This window comes from Robertmurraya massiliosenegalensis JC6, assembly GCF_000311725.1.
GTDB classification, from domain to species: domain Bacteria; phylum Bacillota; class Bacilli; order Bacillales; family Cytobacillaceae; genus Robertmurraya; species Robertmurraya massiliosenegalensis.
Map to the genome: position 1 here is coordinate 226,410 of NZ_HE978512.1, position 13,174 is coordinate 239,583.

The 13,174-nt window shown below is 40.2% G+C and carries 10 protein-coding genes; 3 read left to right on the forward strand and 7 right to left on the reverse strand.

What is annotated here, in order from left to right; translation table 11 throughout:
- Positions 1-91: 91 nt before the first annotated feature.
- Together secA and BMSHG_RS07350 are read right to left on the reverse strand one after the other, a co-directional pair.
- On the reverse strand, positions 92-2,605 hold the full coding sequence (gene secA / locus BMSHG_RS07340) for a preprotein translocase subunit SecA (RefSeq protein WP_019153790.1): 2,514 nt from the start codon (positions 2,603-2,605) through the stop codon (positions 92-94).
- A gap of 372 nt (positions 2,606-2,977) precedes the next feature.
- Positions 2,978-4,066, reverse strand: coding sequence for a YecA family protein (locus BMSHG_RS07350; RefSeq protein WP_019153792.1), 1,089 nt, complete (start codon positions 4,064-4,066; stop codon positions 2,978-2,980).
- Between the two features lie 126 nt (positions 4,067-4,192).
- Between BMSHG_RS07350 and BMSHG_RS07355 the strand changes: the two genes are divergently transcribed.
- The 3 genes from BMSHG_RS07355 to BMSHG_RS07370 all read left to right on the forward strand — a co-directional run bounded on the left by BMSHG_RS07355 (position 4,193) and on the right by BMSHG_RS07370 (position 7,837).
- Positions 4,193-5,161 (forward strand): BMP family lipoprotein, encoded by a 969-nt coding sequence (locus BMSHG_RS07355; RefSeq protein ID WP_019153793.1) that lies wholly within the window; start codon positions 4,193-4,195, stop codon positions 5,159-5,161.
- Positions 5,162-5,173: 12 nt separating this feature from the next.
- Positions 5,174-6,835 carry a methyl-accepting chemotaxis protein gene (locus BMSHG_RS07360; RefSeq protein ID WP_019153794.1) on the forward strand — a complete coding sequence of 554 codons (1,662 nt, stop codon included), beginning with the start codon at positions 5,174-5,176 and terminating at the stop codon, positions 6,833-6,835.
- A gap of 762 nt (positions 6,836-7,597) precedes the next feature.
- Entirely contained in the window at positions 7,598-7,837 is a 240-nt protein-coding gene (locus tag BMSHG_RS07370) for a hypothetical protein (RefSeq protein WP_019153796.1), read from the forward strand.
- A gap of 431 nt (positions 7,838-8,268) precedes the next feature.
- On the opposite strand, the gene BMSHG_RS07375 is transcribed toward BMSHG_RS07370, so the two are convergent.
- The 5 genes from BMSHG_RS07375 to BMSHG_RS07395 form a co-directional block, all read right to left on the reverse strand.
- Complete coding sequence (locus BMSHG_RS07375) at positions 8,269-8,799, reverse strand: chromate transporter (RefSeq protein WP_019153797.1); 531 nt, start codon at positions 8,797-8,799, stop codon at positions 8,269-8,271.
- On the reverse strand, positions 8,796-9,374 hold the full coding sequence (locus BMSHG_RS07380; protein ID WP_019153798.1) for a chromate transporter: 579 nt from the start codon (positions 9,372-9,374) through the stop codon (positions 8,796-8,798). The genes BMSHG_RS07375 and BMSHG_RS07380 overlap by 4 nt, the downstream gene beginning before the upstream one ends.
- Positions 9,375-9,439: 65 nt before the next feature.
- Complete coding sequence (locus BMSHG_RS07385; RefSeq protein ID WP_019153799.1) at positions 9,440-11,050, reverse strand: gamma-glutamyltransferase family protein; 1,611 nt, start codon at positions 11,048-11,050, stop codon at positions 9,440-9,442.
- A gap of 725 nt (positions 11,051-11,775) precedes the next feature.
- Positions 11,776-12,330: a ribosome hibernation-promoting factor, HPF/YfiA family gene (hpf, locus tag BMSHG_RS07390; RefSeq protein WP_019153800.1), complete on the reverse strand. Its 555-nt coding sequence runs from the start codon at positions 12,328-12,330 to the stop codon at positions 11,776-11,778.
- A 251-nt stretch (positions 12,331-12,581) separates the two neighbouring features.
- Positions 12,582-13,019: a YaaR family protein gene (locus BMSHG_RS07395; protein ID WP_019153801.1), complete on the reverse strand. Its 438-nt coding sequence runs from the start codon at positions 13,017-13,019 to the stop codon at positions 12,582-12,584.
- Between the last annotated feature and the right edge of the window lie 155 nt (positions 13,020-13,174).

Here is a 13,174-nt window from a genome sequence, read left to right on the forward strand (position 1 = left end):
AAAGAGAGCCGGTTCACCGACCCTCTCTGCTTGCAAAATCATTTTTGGAAATGTCCAGAATCCGGCAATTCCTCTCCAGAGGTTTTCGATCTTAAGACATTTTTCCACAACAGTTCTTATATTTCTTACCGCTGCCGCAAATACATGGGTCATTACGTCCCACATCTAGTGCTTTAACGACTGGCTTCTTCTTTACTTTTTCTCCGTCTTCCTTCGGATTAACCGCTTGACCTTTTGCTACTTCTTCACGCTCAAGGTTATTGCGAATTTCCGCTTTCATGACATATTTCGCTGCGTCATCCTCAATGGCCAAGACCATTTCTTCAAACATGGCGAAGCCTTCTTTATTATATTCACGAAGCGGATCAATTTGACCGTAGGCACGAAGATGAATTCCTTGACGGAGCTGATCCATTTGGTCGATATGGTCGATCCACTTCGAATCCACTGCACGAAGAAGAACAACCTTCTCAAACTCACGGATTTGCTCCTCAGAAAGCTGACTTTCTTTTTCATCATAACGCTCTTTTACCTTGGCAAAAATAACGTCGATGATTTCCTCAGTATCCTTATTACGAATATCATCAATCGTCAAATCACCTTCTTGTAAAAGGTTTCCGTTGACGTAATCGATGATTCCTTGAAGATTCCAACTATCTCGCTCCTCATGCCCCGGTGTAAAGGCCTCTACATGACGAGTTAATGAGCTTAGAATCATATTTTCAAGGATGCTTCGTAAATTCTCAGATTCAAGAACCTCATTACGCTGCTTGTAAATGATTTCACGTTGCTGACGTAGAACATCATCATATGACAAGAGCTGCTTACGTGCATCAAAGTTATTCCCTTCCACACGTTTTTGCGCTGATTCAACCGCTTTAGAAACCATTTTACTTTGAATTGGCTGGGAATCATCCATTCCAAGACGAGACATCATCGCTTTCATATTGTCAGAACCGAAGCGGCGCATCAATTCATCTTCCATAGAAAGGTAGAACTGAGTGACACCAGGGTCCCCTTGACGACCAGAACGTCCGCGAAGCTGATTATCAATACGGCGGCTTTCATGGCGTTCCGTACCGATAACAGCTAAACCACCAAGTTCTTTTACCCCTTCACCAAGCTTGATGTCGGTACCACGACCAGCCATGTTTGTGGCAATCGTCACGGCACCCTTTTCACCAGCGTTAGCGATAATTTCCGCTTCACGGCCATGGTTCTTCGCATTTAATACATTATGATGAATCCCTTTTTTTGTTAAATATTTGGAAATAAGCTCAGATGTTTCAATCGCAACCGTACCAACGAGGACAGGTTGTCCCTTTTTATTACGCTCAGCGATATCCTCACATACGGCACGGAACTTCCCTTCCATTGTCGCATAAATTAAATCTGGACGGTCGTCACGAGCAATCGGTTGATTCGTTGGTATTGCCACAACGTTCATATTATAAATGTTACGGAATTCCTCTTCCTCTGTCTTTGCCGTACCCGTCATACCCGAAAGTTTTTCGTACATACGGAAAAAGTTCTGGAACGTGATCGATGCAAGGGTCATACTTTCATTTTGGATTTCCAAGCCTTCTTTTGCTTCAATTGCTTGGTGGAGTCCATCACTGTAGCGACGACCTTTCATTAAACGACCTGTAAATTGGTCAACGATGACGATTTCACCGTCTTGAACAACATAGTCAACATCTAAATGCATGCTCGCATGGGCCTTTAACGATTGTCCGATATGATGATTTAAGGCAACATGACGAATATCAAAAAGGTTCTCAATGCCAAAAGCCTTTTCCGCTTTCGAGATCCCATCTTCAGTGAGCTGAACGCCTTTTGTTTTCTCATCATAAGTATAATCTTCGTCCTTTTTCAACGTACGAACGAAGGCATTGGCTTGAATATATAATGCAGTCGACTTTTGCGCAGATCCTGAAATAATTAATGGTGTTCTCGCTTCATCGATTAAAATCGAGTCAACCTCATCGATAACGGCAAAGTTCAATGGACGCTGAACTTTTTGCTCCTTATAAAGGACCATATTATCACGAAGGTAATCGAAGCCAAGTTCATTATTCGTGCTATATGTGATATCACATGCATACGCTTCTTGCTTTTCTTCTTTTGTGAGGCTATTTGTGTTCAAACCTACTGTGAGCCCTAAAAATTGATAAAGCTCACCCATTTCAGTGGCGTCACGACTAGCCAAGTATTCGTTGACCGTGACGACATGTACACCTTTTCCAGAAAGGGCGTTAAGATAAACGGGCATCGTAGCCGTTAATGTTTTACCTTCCCCTGTTTTCATCTCAGCGATGTTTCCTTCATGAAGGGAAATCCCCCCCATGAGCTGAACAGGATATGGGTGTAATCCAAGAACACGTTTCGCCGCTTCACGAACAACGGCAAACGCCTCTGTTAAAAGGTCATCTAATGTTTCACCCTTTTGGTAGCGGGCTTTGAATTCTTCTGTTTTTTGACGAAGTCCTTCATCACTTAAAGCAGCAGTTTTTGACGCAAGAGCCTCGATTTCCTCACTCATCTTCGTTAATTTCTTAATCTCTCGCTTATTCGGATCAAATACTTTATTTAACATTCCAAGCATTGAATACGCTCCTTTAATTCATATGTAAAATCGGCTCTATTTCAATAAAAATCATGGATAACTCGTACTATATTCTTATTAATATTACCATTTCCACTTTGGAGTGACAACTTTGGTGAGTGTGGAGGTGATTTGGGGTTTGACCGATATATGGGGTTTTTTGACCGATATAATTCAAATTAGACCGATATATTTCAATTTGGACCGATATATTTCAATTTGGACCGATAAAATCAAAATTAGACCGATATCTGTAAAATAGACGGATCTTCTTGGTTTGTTTTTCCTCAAAAACTCAATACCCTCGATGATTTCGCTAATATTAAGACAAGAGACCAGCCGATAGCAGCCAGTCTCTTGCCATAATACTTGTTAAAAAGGCATATCCCGATTCTCAAATTCGCCGTTAATATCCTCCGCATACATTGCACGCATATCCGTAAGTTCTTCATCTACAACAGATTCCATATCCGTCACGGCTACGCTTAGGGTAGCTGGAGAAATGCCGTATTGATGCGCTACCTCTTTTTTTGTTATTTTCATGAGAGGATTAAGTGTCAAAATAAGATATTGAACAGCAGCGGCATAGGTAGCCGGCTTTTTCGTTAACTGCGCTACTTTTTCGCAATATTTATACCAAAGGATGTTCCCGCCTGCAATCACCATTGGTGAGGCATCGAGGTTTTTCATTTCACTTTCATAAAGCTCGGCGACTGCCCGATGGGATTCATTGCTCCACTTGAAATCACTCGCACCATATTCAAGAGATGCGTAAGGCAACTCATTCATCATATAAATCATTTCATCTGCTAAAAAATCGATTGGTTCATCATAATCGGAAGCAGAAAATCGGTCTTTGATAAACTGTTCATCCTTATCATCCGTTTCTCCCTCTAAATCAAAAGCAGTCGGGAAAAAGGTCCACTCATTTCCAAAAGGAACTAAAAATCCAAACACAAAGGAGTTCTCTGCCGATTCAATTGGTTCCAAAATCTTGATGGAAAGCGCCTCTTCCGTCAACGTATCGAGCACGGTCATATTGCTCTCATCAATGGAAAGCAGGCGGCCAGCAAGTGGACGTGGATTGGTCCAAGATTGAAGGATTTCCTTCACCTTTGGACGCTGAATCATTCTACTTTTCTCCTCGATAAATCGTTGTAGAATCGTACCACCATTATCAACATGCTCAAATAAGGCAAACCAAACGGTATGGATGAATAGGTAATACTCCATTTCCTCCTCATCCTCAATCAACAACTCCTCCGCCTTGTACTCGAAATCTTGCTCAATTTCAAACTCGTACTCTCGAATCGCATATTGGATCAGTTGCACCTGTAGATCAATCACTTCTTTTTCAATTATTGAAGTAATCGAAACAGTTTTCTGCATGCCACAGCATTTCTTATATTTTTTTCCACTTCCACATGGGCAAGGCTCGTTACGGCTTATCTTTATATTCATACTTCTCCTCAGTCCATTCATTTGTAATAATTATTCCTATTATAACATTTTTCGACATTTTTCCTTTAAAATGAATAAGTTATTCCGATATAACAATGGTGAATACAAACTTGGAGGTACTTCAACTTGAAAAAACTTACTATTTTTCTATTACTCGCCTTTTTCATTACTGGCTGTTCCCAATCAGCCACCGTGGAAAAAGACACTGAACATAAAATTGGAATTCTCCTATCTGATGCTGGACTAGGAGATGAATCTTTTAATGATTCTGCTTTCCGTGGGTTAGAAAATGCTCGGGATGAATTTGGAATCCTTTTTGATTATCGTGAAGCAACAGATGGAGATTTAGAAGGCGCCTTAACGGAACTTGTCGAGGATGATAACGACATCGTTATCGGTCTTGGTTTCTCGGTTAAAGAAGCCGTCGAAAAAGTTGCAACGGATCATCCTGATCAACTCTTCCTATTAATTGATGAAACATCTGAATTGGAAAATGTCATTACGATCACGTTCAAGGAACAAGAGGGAAGTTTCCTCGTCGGCATGATTTCAGCGATGATGAGCGAATCGAACAAAGTAGGATTTATCGGTGGGGTTGATGTTCCCCTCATTCATCATTTTAGAGCTGGTTTTGAGCAAGGAGTTCATTATGTCAAACCAGATGCAGAAGTATTCATTGATTTTGCTGGTACTTTTGACGATGCAGATTTAGGGAAACAATTAGCGACGAAGCAAATTCAACAAGGGGCAGATTTCATCTACCACGCGGCTGGGTTCACCGGATTTGGTGCGCTCCAAACAGCACAGGAACAAAATATTTTAGCTGCCGGTGTGGATACAGACCAATTTTTCGTAGCGGAAAAGGCCGTCGTAACATCCATGATCAAAAAGGTCGACCAAGCCGTTTATGATATTGCAAAAATGCTCTACGAAAATGGGAAAATTGATGCTACATCCTTCGAGCTTGGTTTGGCTGAAGATGGCGTTGGCCTAGCTGAAATTCGTGTGAAATCATTAACACCAGAACAAGAAAAAATGATCGAAGACGCTACTGGAAAAATAACTTCAGGTCAATTAACCGTTAATGCGGAGTAGAGGAGATAGAAAATGAGACTACGAGAACGTTTACTAACGATCGCTATCATTCCTTTGGTTTTAGCGGCAATTGTGATTTCTATTATTATTGTGCAATTAATTAATATCCAAAGTTCAGGTGAACAGGATGTTGAAATTTTACTAGAAGTAGAGCAATTAAATGGACAACTAGTGGTGGCTAAGCAGTCACTCTCTAATTACACGTTCAACTCATCTGAGGCGAACAAAGTAGAGGCATTAGGTACATTAAATAAAATCGAAACTTACTTTCAGGATTTGAGCTCTATTTTACAAGAAAATGAACATCAAGAGATTTTAAATAAAGCCTCCTTTAAATATGAAGATCTATTCGCAAAAACAACTGACGCTTTTGAAAAAGGGGATACAGCAGCGATTAAACGAGAATCGATCCGTATTTCTGGAATATTAAACGATATGTATCTTCTTGATCGGGAAACTAGCACATGGTATCAAGAAATGCTCAAGCAAACTCAGAGAAATATTGATTTTATTGTCGTCTTTACTGTTATCAGTATTGTCGTCATGATTGTATTGTCAGTTCTAGCTTCATGGATATTGGCAAGACGAATTACGAAACCACTTAATGATGTCGTACAAATGGCGAATAATATTGCCGCTGGTGATTTAACACAAGAAATCGCAATCACCGATAAAAAAGCAAATAGCCGCTTTGAAATGGATCAGCTAAACGTTGCCTTTTCCTATATGATTAACCATTTAAGAGGAACAGTTCAATCGATTGATCAAATCGGCGATGAAGTAACAGCCTTCACAAAGGATGTTTCAGATCAAATGAGAAAGCTTCAAGAAGTAAGTACTCAAGTTGCATCCTCTACAGAAGAGCTAGCAAAGGGAAGTGAATCGATTTCTGAGGATATCCAATCAACAGCTACGCTGATGTCCAATATGAGTCAAGACTTCTTACACGTTCAAGACGAGAGCAAGCTCGCATCTGAAGCAAGTATCAGCGCCTACCAATCTGTGCAGCAAGGACGAAACTCTCTTGAAAAGCAAGGTGAAATTGCCAAGCAGCTTTCCCATTCAACAGAAGATATTACTCGCTCTGTTAAAGATTTCACCAAGTTCACTGGTGAAATTAACGCAGCCGCCCAATCGGTACGTGAAATTGCGGAACAAACGAATCTCCTTGCGTTGAACGCAGCGATTGAAGCAGCCCGTGCTGGAGAAGCTGGAAAAGGCTTTGCCGTCGTAGCTGATGAAGTTCGTAAGCTCGCAGACGATTCAACAAAAGCAACTCAACTAATTACAACGATGGTGACCAATATCACGAATGGTCTGCAAAGCATCTCGAAAGCCACCGATCTTGGCACCGAATTATCAGAACAACAAGAACAAGCCAAGATTGAAACCGAGCATGCCTTTGAAACGATCGCAACAGACGTAACATCGATCCAAGAAAAGCTTGATGAGCTTGTCCGCAGTATCGAAAGCTCGAACGAAATGAGCAATCAAGTAACCGTTGCCGTTGAAAATATTTCGGCGATAACAGAAGAAACAGCAGCTGGAACAGAAGAAATTTCCGCTTCCACCGAAGACCAGCTCGACGCCTTCCAACAAGTTAGCGTAATGGTTGAAAAGTTACAAGGAATGACAGAAACAATGCAAGAAGAATTGAGTAAGTTTAAATTGTAAAGTAAGATTGGATAACCGCATTCCCAAGTTCTGGGGATGCGGTTTTTTAGTGTGAAAATTGATACTGTATTTAGGCATATTAGCACATGAAGATAAAATAGCAATTTTTATAAAATGACATAAAACGACAAATTTCCACATAATCATTAGGTATAATTATCTATTTTTGGAGTTGATTTACAATATTTGTTGAAAAACAGCTACTTGAGTTTTATGATTTAGATAGTTCATTAAAACCATTGACAAGAACTTTGGGTAAATTTGTCGAAAAGGTAGCGAAGTACCATGATAAAGCCGAAGAGCCTGGCATCCCAATTATCAAATCCTTTTGCTGGTTTTTGTATAAAAGTAAGAGTCCATAGATTAATAGATATTAAAAGAACGATGAATGTTCTTGTTTCATTTGTGACACACGTAACAAAAAGATTCTTATCCAATTATGTCTTCAAATCATGTGTTTGAAAAATTGGATTAAGGATAATACGAAAAGGAAGTTGACATTAAATGAAAGCTCTTAATAACAAACAGGTTTGTTTTAAATGTAAACAACACAAGCCTGTTGATGACTTTTATGAAAAAGGAAATCGCTTTATGAATTGTTCAGAATGTCGTAAAGATAGATACCATAGAAAAAAGTCACTAGAAGTATTACTGAATAAAGAGAAAGAAGAAAATCGATGTCTTTGAATGACCTGTCATCATAAGTAAACAGCTTGCCAAGTTCATCAAATCGTTATTTTCACATAGAAAGGGTGATTTATCTTGACCGTTTTATTTGGTTCAATCGAATATTTTGAAAAAGAAATCGTCCAACACATGTCTAACGATCCCTATCGTCATCTATCTGCTAGTAAACAGTTAGAAGCTTCCTACGAATGGATAAAAGATGAGTTAGCAAATGTTTTTATATGCAGCGAAACAACCAAGAAAGATTTACTAGAAAACCTTTCGAAAGCTTATGAAAAGGTTAGCGTCTCCATGGAGACATTGACTAAAACTTAACTTAATACGTCCGGATGAATTTCATAAAATCGGTAAGGCTTTACAGACAAGATTTCACAAAGGCTCTTGTCTGTAAAGCCTTATTTATTGATTCAAACTCGGGATTCGGATTCATTTGGATATTAACCGATACATGATTCGTACGCTTTAGATATTAATTATACGTTAGTGTTCTGAGAAGACCGTGAGCCGGCTGAACCTTAGAAATGCGCAATCAGCCTGGAATCGTGCGCAATTATTACGAAAAGACCCGCAATGACCTTGAAATCGTACGCAATTATCCGCAAAACACCCGCAATGATGCCGAAAAGACCCGCAATCAATGCTGTCAGGGGAGGTTGAACAGCCCAAGCCTACAGCACTTACCCAAAACTTCATACAAAAAAAGTGCTCAACCTGCCAACAAACTGACAAATTAAACACCTTTCCCACTAGCCTAACACAAGGGCGCCATATGCGAGTGCCCCAGCAATGACATAAGCGGGGTGAACCTTCATTTTTTCCATTAAAACAAAGCTCAGTCCACCAATAAATAGCGTTTGCCAAATCCCTACTCCTTCGTAGGCAGAAAAGAAGAAATCATACGTCATGATTCCGAGCAAAACAGCGATGACAGGACGAATGTAAATCGTCATCCATTTTACCTTTGGCGATTCCTTAAATTTCATTAATAGCCCAAGAAGCGTAATCATAAGAATCAGTGATGGGCCAACTGTCGCAAAAATCGCCACAACTGAACCGAGAATGCCACCTTGCTGGAAGCCAATATAACCAGCCATTTTCGTCGCAATGGGGCCTGGTAACGCATTCCCCAGTGCAAGCATTTCACTAAATTCATTTACAGTGAACCATTCATAACGGTCAACTACTTCATTTTCAATCAATGGAATGGAGGAAGGTCCTCCCCCATACCCAAGTATTCCAGGAATAAAGAAGGCTAAAAAGATCTGCCAATAAATCATGCTCCTTCTGCCTCCTTCTTCTTTTCCTTAGTCATAGAATCTTTTTTCCATAGTGCCGCAATTAATAAAATCACAATAATAATAGCAGGATGAATATGTAGAAATTCCAATACAATTAAGCTCACAATAATAAAAACAATGGACCACTTCAAGCCAAGCTTAGAGCCGGTCGATTTTTTCACAAAGTCCCATGTCAATGATCCGAGCATCACCATCACGACCGGAACAACAGCCATTGACATACCATGCACCCATGGTTGATCCTTGTAAGCATTTAGAGCCGTCAAAAGAACAATAATCATAATAATCGACGGAACGATCGAGGCGAGAATTGCGTTCACCATCCCAAAAATTCCACCTAAACGATACCCGATATAACCGGCCATTTTTGTGTTAATTGGACCTGGAAGGGCGTTGGCTAAAGCTAGGATATCTCCAAACTCATCGGAATCCATCCATTTAAACGTATCCACAACCTCCTTATGCACGAGTGGAATAGCGGAAGGACCTCCTCCAAATCCTAGAATTCCAGAACGGAAAAAGGCAATAAAAATATGTAGCTGCTGTTTCATCATTTTAAAAATACCACCTTTCAAAAGGCTTGTGATCTACTTGCGACCACAAACCTTCCCATACCAGTTTACCACGCCGCAATCGATCCGTCTGTCCTTGATTCCGTACCACCCATCAACACACCTGTTTCCGGATTGCGCCAAATGATTTGTCCGCGGCCAAAGCCGCCTGTGTCAACTGTCGTTTCAATTTGGTGACCTTTTCGCACCAAGCCCTGCGCTAAATGATTTGGAAAACCAGGCTCCACTTGAACCTTTTTATCCCCTACCCACTGCCAACGCGGTGCATCTAACGCAGCCTGTGGATTCAAGTCAAAATCAATCGTATTCATGATCACTTGCATATGGCCCTGTGGTTGCATATAACCACCCATCACACCGAATGGACCGACAGCTTGATCGTCCTTCGTCAAGAAACCTGGAATAATCGTGTGATACGTCTTCTTCCCAGGCTTCAATGCGTTCGGGTGCTCTGGATTAAGGGAAAAATCATGTCCACGATTCTGCAGGGAAATCCCTGTTCCCGGTACAACAAGGCCAGAACCAAAGCCCATATAATTACTTTGAATGAAGGAAACCATATTGCCTTCTCCATCTGCAGTTGCTAAATACACTGTTCCGCCTCGAGGTGGAGCATATGGCGTTGGATCAATGGCTTGATCGCCAATTTGCGCACGTCGTGATTGACCATATTCATCAGATAATAGTTCTTCTACTCTCACAGGCATATCTCGTGGATCGGTGATAAATGCTTTTCCATCTGTATAAGCGAGCTTCATCGCTTCGATTTGCTTATGGTACGTCTCAAGCGTATCTTTTCCTGCGAAATCAAACCCTCTAGCAATATTTAAAGCTAAAAGCGCTACTAACCCTTGCCCATTTGGCGGAATCTCCCACACATCATAGCCACGATAGTTGACCTTGATTGGTTGCACCCACTCAGCCTTATAGTCAGCGAGGTCTTCTTTAGAAAGAAAACCATGATATTTTTTGGAAAATTGATCGATTTTCTCGGCTAGCTCTCCACGATAGAAACTTTCCCCGTCCGTTTCAGCGATGGAGCGAAGAGTGGATGCATGACCCGGAGACTTCCAAATCTCACCAACTTGTGGTGCTCTTCCATCTGGAGCAAAGGTCTCAAACCAATGTTGAAATTCTTCTTCTGTTAGTTTTTGCTTATAATTTCGATATGCAACAGCCCAATATTTACCGAGAATTGGCGTTAACGGATAGCCATTTTCCGCATAATCAATGGCTGGAGCTAACACCTCTTTGAGTGAAAGTTTCCCAAAGCGTTTCGATAATTCAGCCCAAGCTGAAGGTGCGCCAGGAACAGTGACCGGAATTAAACCATGAGTCGGCATTTTTTCATGGCCTCTCTCTTTCACCGCTTCAATGCTAATCGATTTTGGAGATGGACCACTTCCATTTAAACCGTGAAGCTCCCCCTTCGTCCAAACAAGGGCAAATGCATCACTTCCGATTCCATTAGAAGTTGGCTCAACTACAGTTAACGTCGCCGCTGTAGCGATGGCTGCATCAATGGCATTGCCACCTTTTTTCAAAATATCAAGGCCCGCTTGTGCCGCTAATGGTTGTGAAGTGGCGACCATTCCTCGATTCGCGATCACGGACGTTCGTTGCGACTGGTATGGATAATTTAAAAAATCAAACTTCATATGTATAGCTCCCCCTTTATCGTAGGCCCTGTTCTCAGACTATGACGCAAATTGTTTCGAAATGCGTACGATTGCCTAAATGAGCACCAAGACCTTCCTTATTATTAAGAAAAATACGAAAAATCCGCATATTTATATTGTAATAGACTAGGGGGAGAAGTACAATTAGAGGATTTTTTTGGAAATACAGTTATGGGAAATGGTGGATTGCGGGGGTTTTCAGAGTTATTGCGGGGGTTTGGGCCATAATTGCGGGCTTTTTGGAAAAGATTGCGGGTACATTGGTGATAATTGCGGGTAAATCCAAGTTCATTGCGGATTTCGTAGTTTCTAATGGGAAGACAATCTAGAGAAAAAAATTCCTACAAAATGTAGGAAGCTCTGGTTTGTCTTGTTCGCTCCAAACATCTATCACCCTTAAGCGGAGTTTTTCCTGTTATCTCCTCAACGGGAGTCCCTTTTAGGTGAAATAACGGAAGATTTTCCGCTTATGGAGAACAAAATCGTTTATTTTGGCATTTTTTGAGAGAATAGCAGGAAATTTTCCTGTTATGTCGGCTATTTTTCATGATGCTAGCTCATTAAGCGGAATTCTTCCTGTTATTTTTTCATCCCGATATTCCTCGTATACGAACATTAAGTCGAGGGAATTTATATATTGCTAGATAGGAACAAAAAACCGCATTCCCCGTACTGTACTTGGGAATGCGGTCAACTATCTTCGATTATTGTGCTTCAATTAAACCATAACGGCCGTCCTTACGTTTGTACACCACATTAGTGAGGTTTGTTTCCGCATTGGTGAAAACGTAGAAGTTATGACCTAACATATTCATTTGAAGAATCGCTTCTTCGCTATCCATTGGCTTTAGGTCAAAGCTTTTTTGACGAACGACTTCAAGATCTTCTTGCTCTTCTTCCGTCGCAACAGCGCCAGGCTCTTCAAAGTTTGCGAAGAAATTATTGACGCCGCCTTTTTCACGGAACTTACGGTTTACTTTTGTTTTATGTTTACGAATTTGTCGCTCTAATTTATCTGTAATTAAATCAATCGCTGCATACATATCATCATGAATTTCCTCTGCCCGTAATACAAGATTTGGCATTGGAATGGTCACTTCTACCTTGGATCTCTTGTCATTGTAGGTCTTTAAGTTAACATTAACATTCGCATCAGGAGTTTCAGTAAAATACCTTTCGAGTTTAGCAATTTTCTTTTCAACATACTCTCTAATTGCTGGAGTTACCTCAATGTTTTCTCCACGTACGTTAAAATTCATAAGTGAACTCCTCCTTTTCGATTATCCTTCACCTATCAATCCTTGTCTACTGGTCACCATCACGGCACCAGAAACAAAAGACTTAACACTATAGCCTCTTTAAAAAAGACTATATAGTACATTTCTATTTTAACCCAACAAACTCCTGCTAAAACGGTAAAAAAGGTTTAAAAAGTTTGTCGAATTGGTGAATGGACGCTCAATGGATATTCTATAACATCTTACTTGATTAAACCATCATCAAATTGTACCTAAGTGTAAATATTAATCAGAATTCCTTTAATTTCCCCAACAAGATCGGCAATATTAAGTCCCACTTTTTCTTTTTCTAAAACCTCATTTGTTAAGTCAATTAGTTTTTTATCTACTTCTTTTACAATTCTGTGAGTCCTTGTTGAACCACGATGATTAAAGCTGAAATTCTCTGATAATTCTAAACCATTATCTACAACCTCTTTTAAAAAATCACGAACCATTTTCTTATACTTACGCAAATTATCGACAGTTTGGTTTTCAGTAAGCATCTTCCCCTGCTTCTCGATCTCATTTACCTTTTTTGTCAAGCGATCATAAGTAATCACACTTCGTTCACGGTTCATCACAGATTGAAATTGAATAGATTCCTTCGAAAATGGCTCTTGAGATTTTACCTGTCCGGATAATGTACTTTTTATACGACTGACTTCCATTCCCTATCACCTAATTCATAAATATATAATACAGTTTTTGCAAACATTATTTTCTCTTTTCCAAATTCCTCAATTGCAAGTGAAGTATAGATTATTGTAACAGGAAGCTTTCGTCACAATTAATCCTTTTATAAAACTAAGACAGTATCAGGAGA